This window comes from Micromonospora solifontis (assembly GCF_003725545.1).
Classification (GTDB): domain Bacteria; phylum Actinomycetota; class Actinomycetes; order Mycobacteriales; family Micromonosporaceae; genus Micromonospora; species Micromonospora solifontis.
The window spans coordinates 43,516-66,608 of sequence record NZ_RJLN01000012.1 but is presented as its reverse complement, the minus strand read 5'-3'; the positions used below and the strand labels follow the sequence as shown (position 1 = coordinate 66,608).

Annotated in this window: 27 protein-coding genes; 13 read left to right on the top strand and 14 right to left on the bottom strand. The window is 73.8% G+C overall.

Annotation, left to right across the window (positions count from 1 at the left end; all coding sequences use genetic code 11):
- The first annotated feature begins 51 nt into the window (after positions 1-51).
- Positions 52-519 carry a cytidine deaminase family protein gene (locus EFE23_RS06615; RefSeq protein WP_233600893.1) on the top strand — a complete coding sequence of 156 codons (468 nt, stop codon included), beginning with the start codon at positions 52-54 and terminating at the stop codon, positions 517-519.
- On the opposite strand, the gene EFE23_RS06610 is transcribed toward EFE23_RS06615, so the two are convergent.
- The 4 genes from EFE23_RS06610 to EFE23_RS06595 form a co-directional block, all read right to left on the bottom strand.
- Complete coding sequence (locus tag EFE23_RS06610; RefSeq protein ID WP_123239999.1) at positions 516-875, bottom strand: YciI family protein; 360 nt, start codon at positions 873-875, stop codon at positions 516-518. The two genes, EFE23_RS06615 and EFE23_RS06610, sit on opposite strands and share 4 nt — an antisense overlap.
- Positions 876-912: 37 nt before the next feature.
- Entirely contained in the window at positions 913-1,845 is a 933-nt protein-coding gene (locus EFE23_RS06605; protein WP_123239998.1) for a MerR family transcriptional regulator, read from the bottom strand.
- A 186-nt stretch (positions 1,846-2,031) separates the two neighbouring features.
- Positions 2,032-2,931, bottom strand: coding sequence for an endonuclease domain-containing protein (locus tag EFE23_RS06600; protein ID WP_148058418.1), 900 nt, complete (start codon positions 2,929-2,931; stop codon positions 2,032-2,034).
- 134 nt (positions 2,932-3,065) lie between these two features.
- A complete protein-coding gene (locus tag EFE23_RS06595; RefSeq protein WP_123239996.1) occupies positions 3,066-3,713 on the bottom strand; it encodes a hypothetical protein in 648 nt (215 codons plus the stop codon).
- Positions 3,714-3,952: 239 nt separating this feature from the next.
- Between EFE23_RS06595 and EFE23_RS06590 the strand changes: the two genes are divergently transcribed.
- Positions 3,953-4,477 carry a hypothetical protein gene (locus tag EFE23_RS06590; RefSeq protein ID WP_123239995.1) on the top strand — a complete coding sequence of 175 codons (525 nt, stop codon included), beginning with the start codon at positions 3,953-3,955 and terminating at the stop codon, positions 4,475-4,477.
- Positions 4,478-4,520: 43 nt separating this feature from the next.
- Here the strand turns inward: EFE23_RS06590 and EFE23_RS06585 are convergent, their stop codons facing one another.
- Positions 4,521-7,025: a DEAD/DEAH box helicase gene (locus EFE23_RS06585; RefSeq protein ID WP_123239994.1), complete on the bottom strand. Its 2,505-nt coding sequence runs from the start codon at positions 7,023-7,025 to the stop codon at positions 4,521-4,523.
- A 47-nt stretch (positions 7,026-7,072) separates the two neighbouring features.
- Positions 7,073-7,777, bottom strand: a complete 705-nt coding sequence (trmB, locus tag EFE23_RS06580; protein WP_123239993.1) for a tRNA (guanosine(46)-N7)-methyltransferase TrmB — start codon at positions 7,775-7,777, stop codon at positions 7,073-7,075.
- Between the two features lie 106 nt (positions 7,778-7,883).
- On the opposite strand from trmB, the gene EFE23_RS06575 reads away from it, so the two are divergent.
- Genes EFE23_RS06575 through EFE23_RS06565 form a run of 3 tightly spaced genes read left to right on the top strand, consistent with a single transcriptional unit; the run spans position 7,884 to position 9,602 of the window.
- A complete protein-coding gene (locus tag EFE23_RS06575; protein WP_123239992.1) occupies positions 7,884-8,477 on the top strand; it encodes a hypothetical protein in 594 nt (197 codons plus the stop codon).
- An 8-nt stretch (positions 8,478-8,485) separates the two neighbouring features.
- The gene (locus EFE23_RS06570) at positions 8,486-9,154 is read left to right on the top strand and encodes a class F sortase (RefSeq protein ID WP_123239991.1); all 669 of its coding nucleotides are present in this window, start codon (positions 8,486-8,488) and stop codon (positions 9,152-9,154) included.
- A 55-nt stretch (positions 9,155-9,209) separates the two neighbouring features.
- Positions 9,210-9,602, top strand: coding sequence for a nuclear transport factor 2-like protein (locus EFE23_RS06565; RefSeq protein WP_123239990.1), 393 nt, complete (start codon positions 9,210-9,212; stop codon positions 9,600-9,602).
- A gap of 4 nt (positions 9,603-9,606) precedes the next feature.
- Here the strand turns inward: EFE23_RS06565 and EFE23_RS06560 are convergent, their stop codons facing one another.
- The 3 genes from EFE23_RS06560 to EFE23_RS06550 form a co-directional block, all read right to left on the bottom strand.
- The gene (locus EFE23_RS06560) at positions 9,607-9,927 is read right to left on the bottom strand and encodes an antibiotic biosynthesis monooxygenase family protein (protein ID WP_123239989.1); all 321 of its coding nucleotides are present in this window, start codon (positions 9,925-9,927) and stop codon (positions 9,607-9,609) included.
- A 90-nt stretch (positions 9,928-10,017) separates the two neighbouring features.
- On the bottom strand, positions 10,018-10,815 hold the full coding sequence (locus tag EFE23_RS06555; RefSeq protein ID WP_123239988.1) for an exodeoxyribonuclease III: 798 nt from the start codon (positions 10,813-10,815) through the stop codon (positions 10,018-10,020).
- Between the two features lie 256 nt (positions 10,816-11,071).
- On the bottom strand, positions 11,072-11,992 hold the full coding sequence (locus tag EFE23_RS06550) for a proteasome assembly chaperone family protein (RefSeq protein WP_123239987.1): 921 nt from the start codon (positions 11,990-11,992) through the stop codon (positions 11,072-11,074).
- A gap of 434 nt (positions 11,993-12,426) precedes the next feature.
- Between EFE23_RS06550 and EFE23_RS06545 the strand changes: the two genes are divergently transcribed.
- The 3 genes from EFE23_RS06545 to EFE23_RS06540 all read left to right on the top strand — a co-directional run bounded on the left by EFE23_RS06545 (position 12,427) and on the right by EFE23_RS06540 (position 14,335).
- Positions 12,427-13,305 (top strand): peptidase M23, encoded by an 879-nt coding sequence (locus EFE23_RS06545; RefSeq protein ID WP_123239986.1) that lies wholly within the window; start codon positions 12,427-12,429, stop codon positions 13,303-13,305.
- A 107-nt stretch (positions 13,306-13,412) separates the two neighbouring features.
- Positions 13,413-13,559 (top strand): hypothetical protein, encoded by a 147-nt coding sequence (locus EFE23_RS28420; RefSeq protein ID WP_199736947.1) that lies wholly within the window; start codon positions 13,413-13,415, stop codon positions 13,557-13,559.
- A 38-nt stretch (positions 13,560-13,597) separates the two neighbouring features.
- A complete protein-coding gene (locus tag EFE23_RS06540; protein WP_123239985.1) occupies positions 13,598-14,335 on the top strand; it encodes an EcsC family protein in 738 nt (245 codons plus the stop codon).
- 10 nt (positions 14,336-14,345) lie between these two features.
- Here the strand turns inward: EFE23_RS06540 and EFE23_RS06535 are convergent, their stop codons facing one another.
- Together EFE23_RS06535 and EFE23_RS06530 are read right to left on the bottom strand one after the other, a co-directional pair.
- A complete protein-coding gene (locus EFE23_RS06535) occupies positions 14,346-15,191 on the bottom strand; it encodes a GDSL-type esterase/lipase family protein (RefSeq protein ID WP_123239984.1) in 846 nt (281 codons plus the stop codon).
- Positions 15,192-15,310: 119 nt separating this feature from the next.
- Complete coding sequence (locus EFE23_RS06530; RefSeq protein WP_123239983.1) at positions 15,311-15,916, bottom strand: antibiotic biosynthesis monooxygenase; 606 nt, start codon at positions 15,914-15,916, stop codon at positions 15,311-15,313.
- Between the two features lie 174 nt (positions 15,917-16,090).
- On the opposite strand from EFE23_RS06530, the gene EFE23_RS06525 reads away from it, so the two are divergent.
- The 5 genes from EFE23_RS06525 to EFE23_RS06505 all read left to right on the top strand — a co-directional run bounded on the left by EFE23_RS06525 (position 16,091) and on the right by EFE23_RS06505 (position 20,698).
- A complete protein-coding gene (locus tag EFE23_RS06525; RefSeq protein WP_123239982.1) occupies positions 16,091-16,345 on the top strand; it encodes a DUF6343 family protein in 255 nt (84 codons plus the stop codon).
- A 12-nt stretch (positions 16,346-16,357) separates the two neighbouring features.
- Positions 16,358-17,770, top strand: a complete 1,413-nt coding sequence (locus tag EFE23_RS06520; protein WP_123239981.1) for an NADP-dependent succinic semialdehyde dehydrogenase — start codon at positions 16,358-16,360, stop codon at positions 17,768-17,770.
- A gap of 90 nt (positions 17,771-17,860) precedes the next feature.
- The gene (locus tag EFE23_RS06515) at positions 17,861-18,826 is read left to right on the top strand and encodes a TIGR03885 family FMN-dependent LLM class oxidoreductase (RefSeq protein ID WP_123239980.1); all 966 of its coding nucleotides are present in this window, start codon (positions 17,861-17,863) and stop codon (positions 18,824-18,826) included.
- A 37-nt stretch (positions 18,827-18,863) separates the two neighbouring features.
- A complete protein-coding gene (locus EFE23_RS06510; protein ID WP_123239979.1) occupies positions 18,864-20,444 on the top strand; it encodes a Na+/H+ antiporter in 1,581 nt (526 codons plus the stop codon).
- The gene (locus tag EFE23_RS06505) at positions 20,441-20,698 is read left to right on the top strand and encodes a UBP-type zinc finger domain-containing protein (protein WP_123239978.1); all 258 of its coding nucleotides are present in this window, start codon (positions 20,441-20,443) and stop codon (positions 20,696-20,698) included. The genes EFE23_RS06510 and EFE23_RS06505 overlap by 4 nt, the downstream gene beginning before the upstream one ends.
- Before the next feature lie 4 nt (positions 20,699-20,702).
- Here the strand turns inward: EFE23_RS06505 and EFE23_RS06500 are convergent, their stop codons facing one another.
- The 3 genes from EFE23_RS06500 to EFE23_RS06490 form a co-directional block, all read right to left on the bottom strand.
- Entirely contained in the window at positions 20,703-20,951 is a 249-nt protein-coding gene (locus tag EFE23_RS06500) for a GNAT family N-acetyltransferase (protein WP_233600892.1), read from the bottom strand.
- Between the two features lie 128 nt (positions 20,952-21,079).
- Entirely contained in the window at positions 21,080-22,378 is a 1,299-nt protein-coding gene (locus EFE23_RS06495; RefSeq protein ID WP_123239977.1) for an MFS transporter, read from the bottom strand.
- 57 nt (positions 22,379-22,435) lie between these two features.
- Complete coding sequence (locus EFE23_RS06490) at positions 22,436-23,035, bottom strand: HAD family hydrolase (protein WP_123239976.1); 600 nt, start codon at positions 23,033-23,035, stop codon at positions 22,436-22,438.
- Between the last annotated feature and the right edge of the window lie 58 nt (positions 23,036-23,093).

Below are 23,093 nucleotides of genomic sequence, written 5' to 3'. Positions count from 1 at the left end.
TCGCCGGGCTACAGTTTGCGCCGACCGGGTCGACGAGGGGACGGGCTGATCATGCGGGACATCGACCGGGCGCTCGTGCAGGCCGCCACCGCCGTGGCGAAGCTGCGCTGTCGCAGCGACAACCACACCCTCGCGGCCGCCGTGCGTACCCCCGACGGCCGGGTCTTCAGCGGCGTCAACGTCTACCACTTCACCGGCGGACCCTGTGCCGAGGTGGTGGCGATCGGCGCGGCCGCCACGGCGGGCGCGGGCGAGTTGGAGGCCATCGTCGCGGTCGGCGACCGGGGCCGGGGCGTCATCCCGCCCTGCGGTCGCTGCCGCCAGGTGCTCCTCGACTACTTCCCGTCGATCAAGGTGATCGTCGGCCCGCCGGACGGGCTGCGCGCGGTCCCGGTGGCCGACCTGCTGCCCGAGACGTACGTCTGGTCGGATCACCAGGTGGAGGTGCCGGCGGTGCCGCGTACCGGGGTGTGGCCGATGCCGGTCGTGCCGGGCAGCCGGCAGAGCGCGGAGGACTAGTCTCCGGCGGCCATCTCCAGCATGGAGGTGGGCACCGGGACCTGTTCGAAGCGGAGCACACCCTCCGGCACCAGCCAGCTCATCACCCGGGCGACCAGCTGCCCCGCCCGCACCGCCGGGTCGTTGGCGTACAGCTCGCGGGCCAGCTGCGGGTCCACCGAGAGCACGGCGAAGCCGCGGACGCTCGGGTCGTCGCCGCCGAGGAATGGGCCGGCCGCCAGGACCGCCCCCTGCTCCACCAGCCCGGCCTGGTGGGCCAGGTGGGTGTCGTGCAGCCGGTCGAGGGCGTCCCGGGGCAGGTCGGGCGGATCGTCCGGACGGACCAGGAGGACCACGGTGTGCTGGTCGAATCGCATGCTGCCAGGGTAGGGGTGCGAACCGGTGGAAACCGGGCTACTCCGCGGTCCGGGCGTGCAGCGCGCGGATCGACCAGTCGAGCGCCGGGGCCAGGCTCTCGCCCGTCGGCCAGCCGTTGACCACGGACAGCAGGTGCAGGTACCGCTCCCGGCGTGGGTCGTTCGCGCATTCCAGCCGGGCCAGCAGCCGCCGCCGCAGGTCGAGGTCGTCCGGGCGGTCGCAGAGCTGCGCGTACCGGGCGGTGACGGCGGCGACGACCGGCTCGGCGGCGGGGGAGAGCGGGTCCACGCCGGCGGCCAACGCCGGGCCGACCTGGTCGCGGGTGATCGCGACCGCGTCCCGGCGTACCCCGGTGGCGCCGGCCCGGTCCGCGGCGTGCTGCTCCGCCATCCGTCGCAGGCCGGCGCGGAAGTCCGGGTCCCGGGACAGCTCGGCCAGCTCCAGCCACGCCTCGACCTGCTCGACCTCGGCGTCTTCGGGCAACTCGGGGGTCAGCGTCCGCCGGACCCCGGCGAGCGCGGGGCCGGTGTCCACGCCGGTGAACGCGGCGTCGAGGAACTCGTCGATCAGCCGCCGACGCTCGCAGGCGGAGAGCCGGGCCAGTTCGTGCATGAGCTCCATCTCCTCGGGGTCGGATCCACGTCGGGCGACCGTGGTCAGCACCGCGTGCCGCAGCCGTAGCACCCGGATCTGCGTCGCCAGTGCCTGGGCGTGTGCCGCGGCGACCTCGGCGAGCGGGACCTCGCGGTCCACCACCCGACGGATCGTGGCCAGGTCCAGCCCCAGCTCGCGGAGGGTGCGTACCAGGTCCAGGCGGGCGACGGCCTCGACCCCGTAGCGGCGTCGGCCGCCCGGGTCGCGGCCGATGGGCGGCACGATGCCGCGGTCGGACCAGAACCGGATGGTCTTGACCGTCAGCCCGGTCCGCCGGGCCAGGTCGCCGATCGAGAATTGCGGCTCGCCGTTCATGCCCTCACCCTCGCTCCTCCACCAGGGGGAGGTGCAAGTCGCCGGCACGCCTGACATCCCGCTCGAACGCGCGCTTCATCCCCGGTACGCCATGGCCGGCGACACCGGGCTGGGCCGCCTAATTCACGGAAAGAGTGGCTATCCGGTGGGTATTAGCCACTCTTTCCGGGAAAGTGCGACCGTGCTTCAGCGAGTGGCGCGCCGGCGGCGCAGGGCGGTACGGATCTCGGTGAGGACGCCTTCGAAGTCCTCGGCCATTCGCCTGCTGGTGACGTGCAGGACGATCCAGTCGTCTCCCAGGATCCGATTGAGACGACGGCGGTCGCGGTGGAACTGGTCGGGGTCGTGGTGCCAGAGCCCGTCGTATTCAACAGCCACCTTCAGGTCCGGCCACGCGAGATCGACCCTCGCGACGAAGCGACCGTTCCGCTCGATGACGTGCTGGGTCACCGGCCGAGGAAGGCCGGCGCGAACGATGCGTACCCGCAGGCGGGATTCGGGTAACGACTCCGCACCGCCATCCACCAGGCTCAACACGTCGGCGAAGCGTCGGGCGCCCCGCTCTCCCCGGCGTTGCCCCAGATAGGCGGTCAAGTCGGCGGGACCGGTGACCCGCTGGTGCACCAGCGAGTCGACGTGAGCCACGGCCTCCACCACGTCCAGCCAGCGAGCGACATCCCAGCAGGTGCGCGCCGCTGTGGTGACGGGAATCCGGCCGATGCGTGACACTTCACCTTCCTGCCACCTCGCCACATGGATGCGGAGCCCAGCCACCGGCCCGAAGCGAGCTGACGGTTCCACGAGAACCTCGACCGGCTCGTCGGCTCGGGGCTCTGCTCCGCCGAGCAGTGCGACAGCCGATCGGCCGGCGATCGCGCAACCGGGCGGGAACAGCCACGACGCCGCCGCACGGCAGCGGGTGACGTGCGAAATCTCCATTCGCGCATCGGCATAGACGTTGTGGAAGAGTCGCCGCCACGCGCTGCTCCGCAGGTCGTTCTTGGTGAGGAGGCCACGACGAACCGCATCCGGCGCGAGGAACACCTTGCCGACCAATTCGGCCGGCCGACGAGGAATTCGAGCCACCCGCTAACCTTGCCCACCTCCCGTCGGCCCCGAAAGCCCCTGTGGACAACCCGATCCGCCGGTCTGCACTCGAAAGAGTGGCTATCCAACGGCGGATAGCCACTCTTTCCGTGAATTTGCGCGCTCGGAGGGGGTCAGGCGGCGGTGGACCAGATGGCGCGGAAGGCGGCGGCCTCGCCGGCGAGCCACTGCTCGACCTGGTCGGGCTTGGTGTCGGTCGGCATGCGGTGGGACTCGCCGCGGCGGACGTCGACCAGGATCGGCTCGGCGTGCGGAAGGACCGCGTCCATGTGCCGGGCCATCAGGTGCAGCGTCGCGAGGGCGGCCTCCTCGCTCGGCGGCGCCTCGTCGAAGTGCAGCCGGACCGCCTCGGCGTGGCCGTCCGCGTACCGGACGCCGAAGTGGGGGTTGATCTTGACGGGGAGGTCGCCCAGCATGGCCAGGGCGTCGCGGGTCTGGGCCAGGTCGACGCCCATCGGCTCGCCGAGCGAGCGCAGCCAGGTCGTGGCGCCGGGGACGAGGGCCTCGTAGAGCGGGCGCCAGCGCGGTTTGACCAGGTCGGCGACCTGGGCCAGGTGGGTGCCGCCGGTGTGGAACGCGATGTCGGCCTTGAGCGCCTTGACGAACTGGCCGTGCGGGTTGAAGCCGTGCCGGCTCGCCCGCTGCTTGCGCAGGCCGCCGACGAAGGTGGCCTTCGTCGGCCCGGTGCGGTCCACGTACCGGGTGAACCCGAGGAGGGTGGCGTAGGGGGTGAGCGGGGTGGTGGAGGTGGGCGCGGTCACGAGCATCCTCCCAGGTCAACAACGGGATTAGTACATACATTCTAATCGACGGGTCTGACATCGCCCAGGGGGTTGGGCGGCCGTTGTGGGCCGGGTTCCGGGGTGCGGTCGGGTCGGGGCCGGGTTCGGCCTCCGTTCACCCGAACGGGTGAGGGGTCGGCATCTTCGGGCGGCCACCCGGCCGCTGCGGCAATTTGGACATAAGGTCAAAAACAGGTACACCAGGGCAGGCGGGTGCGATGACCTTCGAGGCAGGCAGGAACACCATCGAGCTCGAGCTGGACCGCCCGCACCCGGCGGGCGACCCGGCCCTCGAGATCGTCGAGTGGAGCGCGAAGTTCGGCAGCGAGCTGGTGCTCTGCGACGGCGAGGGTGTCCCGCTGGCGAGCCTTCCGACCCGGGCGGCCACGCAGGACGCCGACTTCACCGCCTTCGTCGGCTGGGCCGGCTTCGATCCTGCCGACGTCCACCTGGCCGACGCGGGCCACGAGACCTACCAGCGGGTGCTCACGAAGGCCCGGGCGGCCATCGACCGGCACTTCGCCGGCCGGGCACCGGAGCGGCCGGCGCACGCCGCCACCGGCCGCACGAGCGAACCGCCGGTCCCGCGCAGCGCGGGGCGGGACGTGACCGCGCCGGCGCGGCGCGTCGGCGCGGCGATGCCGCGGCCGCTCGGTGCGGTGCTCGCCTCCGACGAGCAACGCCCGCACGTCCCCGCCCACCTGTCCCAGGCCGGCGTACCGCCGCGCGCACCGGCGGGCTGACCCGGGACCGGAGAGCTCCACCGAGCTCCCGGACGGCGTGGAGCTACATCTGCCCCACGTCGGTGATCCGGACGGCCGCCGCACCGGTCTCGTCGGAGGCGGCGAGGTCGACCTCGGCGCTGATGCCCCAGTCGTGGTCGCCGTCCGGGTCGTCCAGGATCTGGCGTACGGTCCACCGCTCCCGGCCCTGCTCGATCATCAGCAGCGCGGGCCCGCGCGCGTCCGGCCCCACCCCGATCGAGTCGTACGCCTCGAAGTACGGCTCCAGCGCGTCCGCCCAGGCGTCCGCGTCCCAGCCCGAGGAACCGTCGAGTTCGCCCAGCTCATCCCAACGACGCAGGGCGGCCAGCTCGACCCGGCGGAACAGGGCGTTGCGCACCAGCACCCGGAACGCCCGGGCGTTGCGGGTGACCGCCGGCGGCCGGTCGTCCAGCGAGGCGGCGACCTCCGCCACGTCGGACGGGTTGCGCAGCCGCTCCCACTCGTCGATCAGGCTGGAGTCGACCTGGCGGACCAGCTCGCCCAGCCACTCGATGAGGTCGACCAGCTCCTCGGTCTTGGCGTCCTCGGGCACGGTCTGCCGCAGCGTCTTGTACGCGTCCGCGAGGTAGCGCAGCACCAGGCCCTCGGACCGGGACAGGCCGTAGAACTGCACGTACTCGGGGAAGGTCATGGCCCGCTCGTACATGTCCCGGACCACCGACTTGGGGGAGAGCTGGTGGTCGGCGACCCACGGGTGGCCCTGCCGGTACATCTCGTACGCCGACTCGAGCAGCTCGGCGAGGGGCTTGGGCCAGGTCACCTCGTCGAGCAGTTCGAGGCGGGCCTCGTACTCGATGCCCTCGGCCTTCATCGCGGCGACCGCCTCGCCGCGGGCCTTGAACTGCTGCGCGGAGAGCACCTGACGCGGGTCGTCCAGGATCGACTCGATCACCGAGAGCGCGTCCAGCGCGTAGGACGGGGACTCCCGGTCGAGCAGCTCGATGGCGGCCAGGGCCAGCGGCGACAGCGGCTGGTTGAGCGCGAAGTCCAGCTGGAGGTCGACGGTGAGCCGTACCCGGCGGCCCTGCTCGTCCGGCTCGGGCAGCTCCTCGACCACGCCACCGGCCCGCAGCGCCCGGTAGATGGCGATGGCCCGGCGGATGTGCCGGCGCTGGGCGGCCCGGTCCTCGTGGTTGTCGGTGAGCAGGTGCCGCATCGAGGCGAACGCGTCGCCGGGGCGGCCGATCACGTTGAGCAGCATAGAGTGGCTGACCTGAAAGCTGGAGGTCAGCGGCTCCGGCTCGGCCTCGACGAGGCGCTGGAAGGTCGGCTCGCCCCAGCCGATCGAGCCCTCCGGCGGCTTCTTCTTCACCACCTTGCGGCGCTTCTTCGGGTCGTCGCCCGCCTTGGCCAGCGCCTTCTCGTTCTCGATGACGTGCTCGGGGGCCTGCACCACGACCCGGCCGAGGGTGTCGAAGCCGGCCCGTCCGGCCCGGCCGGCGATCTGGTGGAACTCGCGGGCCTTGAGCAGCCGGGTACGCGTGCCGTCGAACTTCGACAGGCCGGTGAAGAGCACGGTGCGGATCGGCACGTTGATGCCGACGCCGAGGGTGTCGGTGCCGCAGATGACCTTGAGCAGGCCGGCCTGGGCCAGGGTCTCCACGAGGCGGCGGTACTTGGGCAGCATGCCGGCGTGGTGCACGCCGATGCCGTGCCGGACCAGCCGGGACAGCGTCTTGCCGAAGCCGGAGGTGAACCGGAAGTTCCCGATCGCCTGCGCGATCATGTCCTTCTCCGCCCGGGTGCAGACGTTGACGCTCATCAGCGCCTGCGCCCGTTCCAGCGCGGCGGCCTGGGTGAAGTGCACGACGTACACCGGGGCCTGCTTGGTCTCCAGCAGCTCCTCCAGGGTCTCGTGCAGCGGGGTCATCGCGTACGAGAAGAGGAGCGGGACCGGCCGCTCGGCCGAGCGGACGACGGCGGTCGGCCGCCCGGTGCGCCGGGTCAGGTCGTCCACGAAGCGGGTGGTGTCGCCCAGCGTGGCGGACATCAGGATGAACTGCGCCTGCGGCAGTTCGATCAGCGGCACCTGCCAGGCCCAGCCCCGGTCCGGCTCGGCGTAGAAGTGGAACTCGTCCATGATCACCTGGCCGACGTCGGCCCGGGTGCCCTCGCGCAGCGCCAGGTTGGCCAGGATCTCCGCGGTGCAGCAGATGATCGGGGCGTCGGCGTTGACGCTGGCGTCGCCGGTGAGCATGCCGACGTTCTCCGCCCCGAACACCTCGCAGAGGGCGAAGAACTTCTCCGACACCAGTGCCTTGATCGGCGCGGTGTAGAACGTCGTCCGGTCGTCGGCCAGCGCCGCGAAGTGCGCCGCGATCGCCACCAGGCTCTTGCCGGAGCCGGTCGGCGTATTCATGATCAGGTTCGCGCCGGAGACGATCTCGATGACCGCCTCCTCCTGGTGGGGGTAGAGGTCGAGACCGCGCTCGGACGCCCAGCCGGCGAACGCGTCGTAGAGGGTGTCGGGGTCGGCGCTCTTCGGCAGCGCGGCGGTGAGAGTCATGGCGGCTCCCATCGTGCCCGGATCATGGGCCGCCGCGCCAACCGGGTTCAGCGCCGCCGGTGGATCAGGTCGAAGATCTCCCGCCCGGCGGTCAGCGCGCGCCGCTCGAACTTGGTCACCGGCCGGTGCGCCGGCCGGGGCGCGTAGCCCCCGTGCACGTCCACCAGCTCCGGGTCGGCGGTCAGCGTCTCCCGCATCGACTCGGCGTACTCGGCCCAGTCGGTGGCGCAGTGCAGCGTCCCGGCCGACGCCAGCCGGGAGCGCAGCAGCGCCACGTGCGCCGGCTGGATGATCCGCCGTTTGTGGTGGCGCGCCTTCGGCCACGGGTCGGGGAAGAAGACGTGCACCGCGTCCAGACAACCGGCCGGCATCGCCCGGACCAGGTCCAGCGCATCGCCCTTGGCCACCCGGACGTTGGCCAGCCCGTGCCGTTCGACCAGCTCCAGCAGGTTGGCGATTCCGGGCGTGTGCACCTCGACCGCCAGATAATGTCGGTCCGGGTCGGCGGCCGCCATCGCCGCGGTGGCGTCGCCCATGCCGGAGCCGATCTCCAGCACCAGCGGGGCCGGCCGGTCGAACAGCGCCGCCGGATCGAACGGCCCGTCGAGGTCGGCGATCTCCAGCCCGTACGCGGGCCAGAGCCGGGCCAGCGCGTCGCGCTGCCGGTCGCTCATCCGGCCGCGACGCGGATGGAAGGTGCGGATGCGGGCGGCGTGGGCCGGCGGGGCGGCGCTCAGGTCGGTGGAGGTCACAGCGATTCGAGCGTACGCGACCGGCGGCGCGGATCGGATGTGGTGTACGGCCCGGGGTGAGAGGATTCATCCCGTAACGGCAGTACGGGCGGCGCCGGGAGGGGGCATGGTGTCAGTCACGCGACGCGTGGCGCTGCTGATCGCGGCCGCCGCCTGCGCCCCGCTTCTCGGGGCGCTCCCGGCGTCGGCCGGCCCGCGGCCCGTCGCGCTCCCCGCCGCCGAGCCGGCGCCCGGGGAGAGCCGGCCGCCACCCGAGGACGTCATCTTCGTGGAGGTCACCCCCAGCACCGTGGAGCCCGGCTTCCTGGTCGGCATCCGCGCCAGCTGCCGGGACAACTCCATCCCGGCGACCGTGGTCTCCGACGCGTTCGGCCGGGTGCAGGTGCAGCCGCAGCGCGGGCTGCTCACCGCCTCGCCGATGGTCAAGGAGCGCACCCGCCCCGGCAACTACCGGGTCAAGCTGGAGTGCCCCACCGGGCAGACCGCGTCGACCATGCTCCAGGTGGTCAAGCAGGTGGAGCCGACCCACGGCCCGCGGCCGAGCCGCGGCCCGGCGACCGGATTCGGCGGCACCGCCGGCGGGATCGGGTTGGGTGGGCTGCTGGTCCCGGTCGGCCTGGCGCTCACCGTGGCCGGGGCGGTCGTCGGCGTGGCCACCTCCCGCCGGCCGCGTGCCGTCCATGGCGCCGCCCGACGCTGAGCCCCGCCATGGCCGCGCAGCCCGCCTCCCCACCGCCCACCCGGGCGGCCCGTGCCCGCAGCCCGTGGTCCGCGCCGCTCGCCGTGCTGCTGGTGCTGGTCGGGGTCTTCGCCACCGGCGCCGGGCTGGGCCGGACCGTCGGCCCGTTCGACTGGGCCGACGCGTCGACCGGTGCGACGCCGCGCGCCGCCGCGCCCGCCCCGGCCCGGGCGCCGGCCAGCCGGCCGGTGAGCCTCTCCGTGCCGGCGATCAAGGTGACCGCGCCGATCACCCCGGTCGGCCAGGCGAAGGACGGCTCGGTGGACGTCCCCCCGCTGAGCCAGCACAGCCAGACCGGCTGGTACGACCGCGGCGCGGTCCCGGGCGAGCCCGGGCGGGCGATCATCGTCGGGCACGTGGACACCAAGAGCGGGCCGGCGGTCTTCTACCACCTCCGGGAGCTCAAGCCGGGTGACCGGATCGAGGTGACCCGGTCAGACCGGAGCGTGGTGACGTTCAAGGTCGACACCGTGGAGTACTTCGACAAGGACAACCTCCCCGCCGACCGGGTCTACGGCGACACCGGCCCGCCGGAGCTGCGCCTGATCACCTGTGGTGGCGAATGGCTCGGCGGGCGGACCGGCTACGAGGACAACGTGATCACGTTCGCCTCCCTGGTCGGCACCCGTACCCCGTGACGGCGCGCTGGAGGTTTCGGCCCGGTTGGCGCGGCTTGTCAGTAAGGTCCGGGGAGTGGGTGGCGACGCGAACACGCGACTCGAGCGGATCCTCGGCGTACCGCTCGCCGAGGACGCGGTGCGGCCGTGGCCCCAGTCCGGTGAGCTGATCCGGGGCAGAGCCCGGATAGCGGAGGTCGAGTCGCACTTCGTCGGGCTACGGCTCGCCGTCGGGCGGCGGCACGGCTGTGGAGACACGCTGGTCGTCGAGTGGAGCAACGACTACGGCGACGGCCGGATCTACCGCAACGTCTCGATCGCCGAGCTGCGGGACGGCGAGGCGATGCGGGTGACCGACTACTGGGGCGAGCCCTTCACGGCCCCCGAGTGGCGGCGCGAGCTCGGGGAGCGGTTGGAGATGCCGCCCGCCGGGGTGTGGCCGGCGTCGGACGCCCTGGCCGTCAGCTGACGATTCAGCCCTTGCCGGGAACCTGCTGGACCACCTCGAACTCCAGCAGCGTGGCCCCGGTGGCGACCGGCTTGCGCGGTTCGCCGCCCTCGCCGCCGGCATGCGCGGCCCGGGACGGGCCCTGCGCCCACGCCTGGTACGCCTCCTCGGACTCCCAGCGGGTGTAGACGAAGTAGCGGCTCTCTCCGGCGACCGGGCGGAGCAGCTCGAAGCCGAGGAAGCCCGGCGAGTTCTCCACCGCGCCAGCCCGGGCCGCGAACCGCTTCTCCAGCTCCGCACCGGCGCCGGGCGGGACGTCGATCGCGTTGATCTTCACGACTGCCATGCGTCCCACCCTAAGCGCGCCGGCACCGTCTCGGCGATGTCGCGGCATCCCGGGCGCGCGCCCACCGCCACCTCGCCGATCCCGCGGCGGTCAGAACCCCTCGACGGCCGGCACCAGGTCGGCGTCGACCACGATCGGGGCGTGGTCGGACGGGCCCTTGCCCTTGCGCGCCTCGCGGTCCACGTACGCGGAGCGGACCGCCCGGGCGAACGGCGCGGAGGCGTACACCAGGTCGATCCGCATGCCCTTGTTCTGGTGGAACATGCCGGCCCGGTAGTCCCAGTAGGTGAACGGGTGCGGCCCCTTCATCGGGGTCGGCACGACGTCGCTGAGCCCCAGGTCGCGCAGCGCCGCGAGGGCCGCCCGCTCGGCCGGGGTGACGTGGGTGGAGGTGACGAAGAGCGCCGGGTCCCAGACGTCGGCGTCGGTCGGGGCGACGTTGTAGTCCCCGCAGACCGCCAGGGGCAGCCCGGTGGCCAGTTCCGGCTCCAGCGCGTCCCGCAGCGCCGCGAACCAGGCCAGCTTGTACGCGTAGTGCGGGTCGTCGGGCGCCCGGCCGTTCGGCACGTACACCGACCAGACCCGGACCCCGTCGCAGGTGGCGGAGATGGCCCGCGCCTCCGGCTCCGGGAAGCCGGGCTCGCCGGGGAAGCCGACCGCCACGTCGGCCAGCCCGACCCGGGACAGGATGGCCACCCCGTTCCACCGGCCGTCGCTGTGGCTGGCCGCCTCGTAGCCGAGTTCGCCCACCTCGGCGACCGGGAACGCCCCGTCGCGGCACTTGGTCTCCTGCAGGCAGACGACGTCGGGCTTCGTGCCGGCCAGCCAGTCGAGCAGCCGGGGCAGGCGGGCCTTCACCGAGTTGACGTTCCAGGTCGCCAGGCGCATGTCTCCAAGCCTGCCGCATCCCGCCGCCGCGCGCCGAGTCAGCCGCGCCGGCCGCGCCGGCCGCCGCCCTCATGGTCGACTCGGGCTACGGCATTCCGGGGTGTCCGCAACGCCGGAAGCCGCGACATGCCGCAACCCACCGCCGGGGTCGCCCGGGCAGGGCGAGGCGCCCGGGCCGCCCGGTCCGGGGTAAGGCGCCGGGGCCGCCCGGCCCGGGCCGGGCGGGCCGGGCCGGGTGAGGCGCCCGGCGTGGGCGTCAGCGGTCGGGGGTGTCGCCGGGGCGGGTCTGCTCGGCGAGGAAGCGCTCCAGTTCGGCGCCGAGCTCGTCGGCGGTGGGCAGCGGGCCGGTCTCGGCGGCCAGCAGGTTCTGCTGGTCGCGGCCCCGGGCGAACGCGTCGTACTGCTCCTCCAGGGCCTGCACCAGGGTGGCCGCCTCCTCGGTCTGGGCGACCTGGCGGTCGATCTCCACCCGGACCACCTCGGCGGCGCTGCGCAGGCCGTCCCGGGGCAGCAGCAGCCCGGTGCTGCGGGACACCGCGGCGAGCAGTGCCTCGGCGGCGGCCGGGTACTCGGTCTGGGCGACGTAGTGCGGCACGTGCGCGGCGAAGCCGAGGGCGTCGCGGCCCTGCTCGCCGAGGCGGTATTCCAGCAGGTGACCCACGCTGCCCGGCACCTGGACCCGCTGGAGCCAGGGCTCGTAGCCGGCGATCAGCTCGCGCCGGGTGGCGTGCGCGGTGACCCCGCTGGGCCGGGTGTGCGGCACCGCCATCGGGATCGAGTTGAGGCCCACGGTGAGTCGGACGTCGAGCCGCGCGGCGAGCCCGGCGAGCGCGGCCACGAAGCGTTCCCACTGCAGGTCCGGCTCGGGGCCGGTGAGCAGCAGGAACGGGGTCTCGTCATCGTCGCGCAGGAGGTGCAGCTCGAGCGCCGGCGCGTCGTAGTCGGCCCAGTGGTCCTCGACGAAGGTCATCACCGGCCGGCGGGAGCGGTAGTCGAAGAGCTGGTCGACGTCGAACCGGGCCACCGGCCGCGCCTCCAGGGAGGTGAGCAGCTGTTCCCGGGCGAGCCGGGTGGCGCTGCCGGCGTCGACGAAGCCGGTGAGCGCCTGGATCAGCACCGGCTGGCCGAGTTCGGGCAGATCGTCGCTGAGTTCGTAGAGCTCGTGTGGGTCGAGCACCGGTGGAGACCTCCCTGGAAACGCGCGTACGGCGGGCCGTGCGCGCACGGCTCCCCGTGGGGCCAACGTACCGGCCATCCTGGTCCATTCCGTTACGGCCCGGTTCGGGGGTCGGCGGGTGGTCGCGGACCGGACGAGGAGGGGTACGGATCGGGGCGAATGCGTTGATCTTGTCGGGGTTTCGGGCGAAGGGCGGAAGAGGGAATCAACCGAACGGACGAGTTAATGGACCTTGGCTGGTGCCGGGGCCGGCTGTCCCGGTTCCTGCCCGGGGTGGCGCGCCGCTGGGCGGACCGGAGGTTCGCCTGCTTCGCGAGGGACGTTCGCCGACGGGTGCGCGGGGTCAGGAGTGTCCGGATTGCCGGGCCCGAATTGTGGCCAGCGCCACACGATCACGCTGGGTGATGGGCGGTGCCCCTGCCTAGCCTCGTCGAATGCGTGACGACGGCACCCTCGACGACCAGTACGGCCTCGACGGCGCGATTGACCGTTCGGACGATATCCCCTCCACCGTCCGGTCGACCGACTCCGTGGAGACCTCCACTCCTCGACGTTCCCTGCGTACCCGCCTGAGCGGCATCGCTAACCCGTTCGCGGCCCGGCCCGGCCGGACGAAGCTGGCGGTGGCCACCGGCGCGGTCTGCTGCCTCGGCCTGGTCGGATTCAGCCAGGTGGGCGTCGGCGGGGTCGGCGACTCGACGAGCCCGGCGCCGTCGCAGCAGGAGGTCGCCCAGCGGGCGGCCCTCGACGCCGCCTCCCGCGGCATGGCGCGGCAGGCGCCCGCCCCGGCCAGCCCGACCGTCAGCCCCACCCCCACCGCCACCCCGGCCGCGACCAAGAAGCCGAAGCCGAAGGCGAAGCCCCGGCCGAAGCGGATCGTCCCGGTGGCCGGGCTGGACCAGGACCAGATGGACAACGCCAAGAAGATCGTGCAGGCCGGCCGGGAGATGGGCGTGCCGCGGCGCGGCCTGGTGATCGCGGTGGCCACCGCGATGCAGGAGAGCAACCTCTACAACTACGCCAGCGGGGTGCTGCCCGAGTCGCAGAACTACCCGCACCAGGCCATCGGCTGGGACCACGACTCGGTCGGGCTGTTCCAGCAGCGGCCGAGCAGCGGCTGGGGCACGGTCGGAGAGCTGATGGACCCGGAGTACGCGACCAAGGCGTTCCTCAGCGCCCTGGAGGAGATCCCCGGCTGGCAGGACATGGCGCTCACCGACGCCGCCCAGGCCGTGCAGGTCTCCGCGTTCCCCTGGGCGTACGCGCAGCACGAGTGGCGGGCCACCGAGGTCGTGAGCGCGATCCTCGCCTGAGCGGCCCCGGGGCGGCCGGTGTGGACGGTTGTCGGCGGTCCGGTCCGGGTACCGGGGGATTGCCGGTCCCGGGTACACATGAGGGGGACCGCGAACGGGAGGACGACATGTCACTGATGCACCGGATCAGCACCTTCCTGCGGTCGCCGCGCGGTCAGCAGCTGGTCGAACGCGGCCGGCGGGAGCTGGCCAAGCCGGAGAACCAGCAACGGCTCAAGCAGCTGGCCACCCGGCTGTCCAGCCGCCGGCGCTGACCCGTACGCCCCCGCAGTCCGAGCCCCGGGAGCCCCTCGTGACCGACCCCGCCCCCGTCGACGGCGGCAACGCCGTCCCCCCGCAGCCGGCCGCGCCCCAGGACGCTCCCGAGGCGCCACCCGCCACCCTCTGGGACCGGATGCGGGACGACCCTCAGTACGCCCCGGAGCACCTGGCGTTGGAGGCGGTGCGCCGGCTCGGACCGGAGGCGGCGCAGTGGGCCGCCCGGGAGCGGGGGCAGCGGCCCGAGGCCCCGGGCGAGGAACTGGCCGACCAGGCGGTCCGCAAGTTCGTCAACCACGCCCGGCTCTCCGGGGCGGTCTCCGGCGCGGCCGGGCTGCCCGGCGCGGTGCTCGACGTCGGGGTGCTGGCGTGGACCCAGGCCCGGTTGGTGCTGCACGTGGCCGCGGCGTACGGGGTCGATCCCGTCCACCCCGACCGGGCCACCGACCTGCTGGTGCTGCAGAAGGTGCACAAGGTCGCCGAGAGCGCGCGCCTCGCCCTCGGGGTGGCCGCCGGGCGGGAGCGCGCCGGCGCGCTCTTCGGCATGGCCGGGGAGCGCCCGCTGGGCCGGGCCATGGTGCAGCTCGGCATCCGGCTGGCCCAGATGGCCGGGGTACGCGCGGCGAAGCGGATCTTCGCCAAGGTGGTGCCCGGCGCCGCGATCATTCTCGGCACCTGGGCCAACTCCTCGGCCACCAAGGACCTCGCCGAGCGGGCCCGGGCCCTCTACCGGGGCGGCCCGGCCAACCTGCCCCACCAGCGCCGGCCCTGAACGCGTCCGGTCAGTCGTCCACCCAGCGGGCGACGCCCCAGGTCACCTCGGCGAGCCGGGCCTGCCCGGAGGCGTTCGGGTGGAACCAGTCCAGGCTGTTCACCTGGTCCAGGTCGAACCGGGCCCGGTGGGCCGCGCCGCCGTCCCACCGGCACCGCGACCCGTACGCCCGGCAGGCCGCCCGGAGTTGGTCGTTGTAGTCGTCGATCCGCTCCCGGAAGCGGGCCCGGCGGGCCGCCGCCGCCGGGGTGGTGACGGTCGCGTCGGCCAGCAGTGCCGGGCAGACCCCGTGCGCCCAGGCCCGGACCGCCCGCTCGTCGGTGTGGCCCACCTGCCAGAGCCGGTACAGGTCGGGGATGCTGACCACCAGGACGCGGGCCTTCGGCCGGCCCTTGCGCAGCGTGCGCAGCCCGGCGTCGACCTGGCTGCGGAAGGTGGCCACCGCGGTCATCGCGTCCACGCCGCCGTGACAGGCGTCGTTCGCGCCGATCAGCACCGTCACGCGGTCGGCCCGGTCCCGCACCGCGGCGGCGGCCTGTCCGGCCAGCGCCTGCGCCCGGGCTCCCGGCGCCGCCCGGTCGACCGCCCGCAGCGCCGGGTCGCGTTCGCGCAGCCGCCGGTAGTGGCTGTCCACCCGGACGCTGGTGCCGGTGGACCAGGAGTTCCGTTCGCAGCTCACGAGCACCAGGCAGGAGCCGAACCCGGTGGTGATCGAGTCGCCGAGCGCGGCCAGCACGGCGGATCCGCCGGGGCGGGCGGTGCCCGACGGCCGGGGCGACGCGGAACCGGCGCCGTCGCAGGCGAGCGCGACCAGCGCCGCCAGGCAGGCCAGCGCGGTGACCCAACGTCGAGACATCCCGTCCCCCGTCCGGCGGCGTGCAGCAGCGCGTCGACCCTACGCACACCGACCGTGACGCCGGGACTTCTGTCGGCTTTCCGGCATCGACAATCGTCGTTCACATTCGGGTGTTAGGCCTACCGTCGCCACGGCGCCGGCTGGCCGTGCAGCCACCACTGCAGCGCCCGGGTGATCCACGGCAGCACCAGGTAGGTCATCAGCGGGGTCAGGCAGAGCGTCATGAGCAGCGTCCGCACCGCCAGCGGCACACCGGCGATGAACCGGGCGGTGAGCAGGGTCGCGGTCAGGCTCAGCGGGAAGAACGCCAGCCAGATCGTCACCGCCTGCTTCCAGCGGGGCGGGGCGACCGGGCCGGCCGACGCGGCGTCGTCCGCGACGAACGTCTCGACCACGTGGTCCACCGGGGGATCGAACCAGCCCTCGATCCCGGTCCGCCGCTCGACCCGGGTGTGCTCGACGATGCCCTGCGCCGAACTCAGCCACCAGGTGCGCTGCGGCGACTCCTCCCAGCGGCGCAGCGTCTCGGCGTCGGCGAAGCGGTACATCACGTGCCACTCCGGCGACCCGGGGGCGCTCTGCACGAACCCGGCACCGAGGAAGCCCGGGAACGACTCGGCCAGCGCCGTACCGGCCCGCATCCACGCCACCATCTCGTCGGTCCGCGCCGGGTCGGCGCGCCGCGCGACGGCGACGGTGACGGGTGCCGCCTGCGTCGTGGTCATGCCTCATCCTCTCCGCCGTCGCCGGGATCGGTCCGGTCGTGGCAGACCGGATCCAACGCAACGGTGCGCCGGCCGCATCCGGCGAGTACCCGGTCCGTGTCCCGGATCACCGGCGGCCCGGTGCGGGCGGGCGGCAGCCGGTTAGGCCCGCCCGAGCGGGGGTAGCCGGAAGGAATGACCCGATCACAGCCCCGCCGCCGGGTCAACGCCGCGTACAGCGCGCTGAACCTGCGGCTCGTGCTCGCCACCTTCGGCCTGGTCACCATGACCGTCTTCGCGGTGCTGGCCTTCTGGGCCGGGATCGCCTGGCTCGGTGTCGTCTGCGCGGTCCTCGCCGTGGTGGCCGTGGTCGACCTGGTCGTCATCCAGCGCCGCCGCGCCGCGCGCCATCGGGAGGAGCCGGGCGTGCGGCACTCACTGTTCGAGTGACAGGAGTACGAGATGCCCATCGCCACCATCAATCCCGCCACCGGACAGGTGCTCAAGACGTACGACCCGATGTCGGACGAGCAGGTGGACGCCGCCATCGAGCGGGCCGACCTGGCCTTCGGGCAGTTGCGCGGCACCACCGTCGCCCAGCGCGGACAGTGGCTCACCGCCGCCGCCGACCTGCTGGAGGCCGAGCGGGACGAGACCGCCCGGCTGATGACCACCGAGATGGGCAAGACGTACGCGGCGGCGAAGGCCGAGGTGACCAAGTGCGCCACCGCCTGCCGCTTCTACGCCGCCAACGCCGAACGGATGCTCGCCGACGAGCCCGCCGACGCCGCCGCCGTCAGCGCGAAGCGGGCCTTCGTCCGCTACCAGCCGCTCGGCCCGGTGCTCGCGGTGATGCCGTGGAACTTCCCCCTCTGGCAGGTCATGCGGTTCGCCGCGCCGGCCCTGATGGCCGGCAACGTCGGCCTGCTCAAGCACGCCTCCAACGTGCCGCAGACCGCCCTCTACCTGGAGGACCTGTTCCGCCGCGCGGGCTTCCCCGAGGGCGCGTTCAGCACCCTGCTGGTCGGCTCGGACGCGGTCGACCGGATCCTCGCCGACCCCCGGGTCCGGGCCGCCACCCTGACCGGCAGCGAGGGCGCCGGCCGTTCCATCGCGCAGAGCGCCGGGCGGGAACTGAAGAAGACCGTGCTGGAACTCGGCGGCAGCGACCCGTTCGTGGTGATGCCCTCGGCCGACCTGGACCAGGCCGCCGAAGTGGCCACCACCGCCCGCTGCCAGAACAATGGGCAGTCCTGCATCGCCGCCAAGCGGTTCATCGTGCACACCGACGTCTTCGACGCCTTCGCCGAGAAGTTCGCCGCCCGGATGTCGGCGCTGCGGGTGGGCGACCCGATGGACGAGAACACCGACGTCGGCCCGCTGGCCACCGATCGGGGCCGGGACGAGGTGCACGAGCAGGTGCAGGACGCCGTCGACAACGGTGCCACGATCCTCTGCGGCGGCGAGAAGCCCACCGGCGACGGCTGGTACTACCCGCCGACCGTGGTCACCGACCTGCGACCCGGCATGCGGATGTGGGCCGAGGAGGTCTTCGGCCCGGTCGCCGGCCTCTACCGGGTGTCCTCCTACGAGGAGGCGATCGAGGTCGCCAACGGCACCAGCTTCGGCCTCGGCTCGAACGCCTGGACCACCGACCCGGCCGAGCAGGAGCGCTTCGCCACCGACCTGGACGCCGGCAACGTCTTCATCAACGGCATGACCACGTCCTATCCGGACCTGCCGTTCGGCGGGGTGAAGAACTCCGGCTACGGCCGCGAGCTGTCCGCCGTCGGCATGCGGGAGTTCTGCAACACCAAGACCGTCTGGATCGGCGAGGGTCAGGCCGGCGCCGGCGCCGGCGCGCACGCCGAGTAGCGGGCGTTAACAGGGGCCCCCTGCTCTACCGGAGGCGTTAAGAGGGGGCCCCTGCTTACATTTCCACCGGCTTGGGTAGGAGGTGCGCCCATGACGGTGTTCGGCTTCCACGCCTCCCACGAGCAGATCCATCCGGCCCGGCTGCTGGAGGCGGTCGTGCACGCCGAACGCGCCGGTTTCGGCGCCGCGACGTCCTCCGACCACTTCTCGCCGTGGAGCGCCCGGCAGGGCCACTCCGGGTTCGCCTGGTCCTGGCTGGGTGCCGCGCTCCAGGCCACCAACCTGCCGTTCGGCGTGGTCAACGCGCCCGGTCAGCGGTACCACCCGGCGATCGTCGCGCAGGCCATCGGCACCCTCGCCGCCATGTACCCGGGCCGGTTCTGGGCCGCCCTGGGCACCGGCGAGGCCAGCAACGAGCACATCACCGGGGAGCCCTGGCCCCGCAAGGACGTCCGCGCCGCCCGGCTGCGGGAGTGCGTCGACGTGATCCGGGCGCTCCTCGCCGGGGAGGAGGTCAGCCACGACGGCCTGGTCACCGTGGACCGGGCGAAGCTCTGGACCCGGCCCGAGCAGCCGCCCGCCCTCATCGGGGCGGCGGTCAGCGAGGCCACCGCGCGCTGGTGCGCCGAGTGGGCCGACGGGCTGATCACCGTCAACGCGCCGGTCGAGCACCTGCGCCGGATGATCGACGCGTACCGGGACGCCGGCGGTCGCGGGCCGCTGCACCTGCAGGTGCACGTCAGTTGGGCGCCCGAGCAGGCCGAGGCCGAGGCGATCGCGTACGACCAGTGGCGCAGCAACGTCTTCGCCCCGCCGGTGTGCTGGGACCTGGAGCTGACCGACCACTTCGACGGGGTCAGCGCGGACGTGCCGATGGCGAAGGTGGCCTCCGTGGTGAACATCTCCGCCGATCCGGGCCGGCACGTCGGCTGGCTGGAGGAGTACGTCGGGCTGGGCTTCGACCAGATCGCGCTGCACCACGTCGGGCAGGAGCAGCGGGCCTTCATCGACACGTTCGGCGCGGAGGTGCTGCCGAAGCTGCGCAGCGCGGGGTGATCACGCCGGAAACGCGAGCCGCTTAGGCTCGTACCCCATGGAAGCTCTGTTCGAGGTCGTGGTCTTTCTCGCGATCGCCACGTTCGGCGCGGCCCTGGCCCGCCGGCTCGGCCTGCTCGCCCCGATCCTGCTGGTGGTGCTCGGCCTCGGCCTGTCCTTCCTGCCGTTCGTCCCGCACGTGCGGCTGGACCCGAACCTGGTGCTGGTGGGCATCCTGCCCCCGCTGCTCTACGTGGCGGCCCTGAAGACGTCGGTGCCGGCGTTCCGGCTGAACCTGCGGCCGATCCTGCTGCTCGCCGTCGGGCTGGTGATCTTCACCGCGTTCGTGGTCGGCACCGTGCTGTACCTGCTCCTGCCCGGCGTGCCGTACGCGATCTGCCTGGCCCTGGGCGCGGTGGTGGCGCCGCCCGACGCGGTCGCCGCCACCGCGGTGGCCCGCAAGGTCGGCCTGCCCCGGCGGATCGTGACCATCCTGGAGGGCGAGAGCCTGGTCAACGACGCCACCGCGCTGGTGCTGCTGCGGGTGGCGATCGCCGCGGCCACCGCGACCGGCGGGCACGTCGGGTTCGGCGACGTGGCCCGCGAGGTGGTGGTCGCCGCCGGCGGCGGCATCCTCGTCGGCCTGCTCGGCGTGGTCGTCTTCGGCTACCTGCACAAGCGGACCACCGACGCGGTGCTGGACAACGCGCTGTCGCTGATCGTGCCGTTCGCGGTGGTGTTCGCCGCCGAGGAGATCCACGCCTCCGGGGTGGTCGCGGTGGTGGTGACCGGGCTGGGCATCGGCCACAAGCAGCCGCTGCTGATGTCCGCCGCCTCCCGGCTCCAGACCAGCGCCTTCTGGAAGCTGATCCAGTTCCTCCTGGAAGGGCTGGTCTTCCTGCTGGTCGGGTTGCAACTGCGCGAGGTCCTCCGCGACCTGGACGAGCCGCTCGGCCGGCTGGTCGGGATCACCGTCGCGGTGCTGGCCGCCGTCGTGCTGACCCGGTTCGTCTGGCTCTTCCCGGCCACCTACCTGGCCCGGCTGGTGCCGCGCGTCCGCCAGCGGGACCCGGCGCCGTCGGTGCGGGCGCCGCTCGTCATCGGCTGGGCCGGGATGCGCGGCGTGGTCACCCTGGCCGCCGCGCTCGCCCTGCCGCTCACCCTCGCCGACGGCCGGGCGTACCCGCGGCAACTGTTCATCTGGCTGGCGTTCGCGGTGATCGTGGTGACCCTCGTCGCGCAGGGCGCCACCCTGCCGGCGGTGGCCCGCGCGCTCAAGCTGCCCCCGGACGACCCGGTGCAGGACGCGCTCTCCGCCGCCGCCGTGCAGCAGCAGGCCAGCCGGGCGGCCCGGGAACGCCTGGAGGAGCTGGCCGAGGGGGCGCCGGACGCGGTCGTCGAGCGGCTGCGCGGCCTGGTGCAGAGCCGCACCAACCTGGCCTGGGAACGGCTCGGTGGCGCCGAGCGGGAAACCCCCTCCCAGGCGTACGGTCGGCTGCGGCGGGAGATGATCGACGCCGAGCGGGAGGTCTTCCGGGCCGCCCGCGACTCCGGGCGGATCCCGGAGGAGGTGCTGGTCCGCGCCTATCGTGACCTGGACCTGGAGGAGTCGTTGCTGCGACAGGAGGACAAGGGATGAGCTGCCAGCACCTGGCCGAGGCCGGCGACGTCACGCCGGTGACCACGACCGAGTGCCCGGACTGCGTCGCCGTCGGCAACGACGACTGGGTGCACCTGCGCTCGTGCCTGACCTGCGGGCACGTCGGCTGCTGCGACTCGTCGCCGTACCAGCACGCCAGCAAGCACTTCGAGAACACCGGGCACGCGGTGATGCGGTCGATCCAGCCGGGGGAGTCCTGGCGCTGGTGCTTCGTCGACGAGGAGATCGGCTGACCGGTCAGATGAGCCGCCGGGCGAGGACCTGGCCGGGCCACGGCTCCCGCCCGGGCCGCTCGACGGTGAACGGGTCGGTGGCGGTGAAGCCGCAGCCCTCGTAGAAGCGGACCAGCGCCCGGTCGTCGCCGCGGTAGCAGTCCACCCGCAGCAGCCCCACGCCGCGCTCCCGGGCCAGCTCCGCCGCGTACGCCAGCAGCCGCGCGCCGATCCCGCGGCCGGCGTACGCCCGGTCGGTGACCAGCAGGTTCACGTACAGCTCCGGCCCCGCGCCACCAGCCAGGCGGTGGCGCTGTCGAGCAGCCGCAACACGGTGCCGGCGTCGTCCGGGCCGCCCCGGCGGATGGTGAGGGTCTGCTGGTCGGTCATGCCGTCATGCTGCTACACGGCGGCGGCCGGCCGGTCGCCGGCCACCGCCGGCTCGTCGACCGAGCGGTTGGCCAGCGCCCACCGGGTCAGCGCCGGGGCGGCCAGGCCGACCACCGCGAACAGCGCGCCGAGCACCAGCCAGCCGGGCACCCCGCCGTCCAGCACCAGCAGGGTGAGCAGCGCCGGTCCGACCGCGCGGGCCAGGCCGGCGAGCAGGCCGTCCGCCCCCTGGTACGCGCCGAGCGCCGCCGGTGGGGCCAGGTCGTAGGCGAGGCCCGCCGCGGCGGCGCCGTGCCACAGGTCGCCGAGTGTCCAGACCGCCGTGGCGAGCAGCAGCAGCGTGACCGCCGCGACGGTGGGCAGGCCGGCGGTGACCGCGTAGAGCGGGGTCGCCGCCGCCAGCACCAGACCGGCCCGGCGCAGCTTCCGGGCGGCCGGGGCGGCGGTGTCCGCGCCCCGGCTGAGCCGTACCGCCAGCAGCACGGTGAGCACCGTGTTGGTCAGCAGCACCGCCGAGACCACCGGCGGCGGCGCGCCGGCCCGGGTCACCGTCCACAGCGGCACCACGAGGGTGAGGGTCGTCAGGTGCAGGGTCAGCACCGCGGACGCCCCGCTGACCGCGAGGAAGCGTCCGTCGCGCAGCGCGCCCGCCCGTCGTGGCCGGGCGGCCGGGTCGCGCCGCGCCGGCGGACCGGCCGGCAGCCGCAGCAGCAGCGCCGCCGAGAGCAGGTAGGTGGCGGCGTTCCCGACCACCAGCACCTGGTACGCGAGGTGGGTGTCCACGGCCAGCGCGATCCCGGCCAGCGCCGCGCCGACCGCGATGCCCAGGTTGGCCACCGCCCGCAGCGTGGCGAAGGCGTGCACCCGGCCCCGCGGGCCCGCCACGGCGGCGACCAGCGCGGCGCGGACCGCCAGGTTGCCGGAGGTGAGCAGCGCGTCCAGCACCGCCACCGCGAGGAACACCGGGAACGAGCCGACCAGCAGGTACGCCGCCGCCACGGCCGCCTGGCCCACCTGAAGGGCGGCGCGCAGCGTACGCGGGTCCCGCCGGTCGGCCAGCGCGCCGAGCGGCACGCTCGCGGTGAGCCCGACCAGCCCGGCGACGGTGAGCCCCGCGCCGACCGAGGCGGGGGAGAGGCCGACGTCCCGGGTCAGGTAGAGCGCCGCGCCGGCCAGCCAGAGCCCGGAGCCGACCGTGTTGGCCAGGGTGGCCAGCGACAGGGTGCGCAGCCGGCCGGGCGGCGGGATCGGCGACGCGTCGAGCAGCCGGCGCCACCCGCGCCGGGTCGCGGCGTCCCCGTCGACGGCCATGCCACCGACCCTAGGCAGGCGCGGGCCGGGCGGGTCACCCGATGGCGGCGACCCCCGTCACACTTCGGCCCGCTGCCAGGGTTGCGGTACGCGTACCGCCGCCATGCCCGCCGCCGTCGCCGCCTGCACGCCGAGGTCGGTGTCCTCGAAGACGAGGCAGTCGGCCGGGGCGACGCCGAGGCGCCGGGCGGCGAGCAGGTAGCCCTCCGGGTCGGGCTTGGGCCGGGTGTAGTCCCCGGCGCAGACCAGCGTCTCGAACCGGTCGAGCAGGCCGAGCGCGCTGAGCGAGACGGTGACCGATTCGCGGCTGCCGCCGGAGACGACCGCGAACGGCAGCCGACCGTGGGCGTCCTCGATGTGCGCGAGCACCTCCGGCACGGCGGTCACCTCGGGCAGCCCGCGCTGGTAGTGCTCCTCCTGGCGGCGCATCACCAGTTCCACGGGCATGGCCAGCCCCTGGCGTTCGTTGAGGTCGGCGACGATGTCGGCGACGGGCCGCCCGCCCCAGGCGTAGAACAGCTCCTCGGGGAACTCGCAGCCCCACTCGTCCAGCACCGCGCACCAGGCGCGGTGGTGCAGGGGCATCGAGTCGACGATGGTGCCGTCGCAGTCGAACAGGTACGCGCGGAAGTCGCCGGGCGGCAGGGTGAGGACCACCGGTGCAGGGTACGCCCGGAACGCCGCTCGGCACCCGTGGCGCAGCGGACCCGGTCGG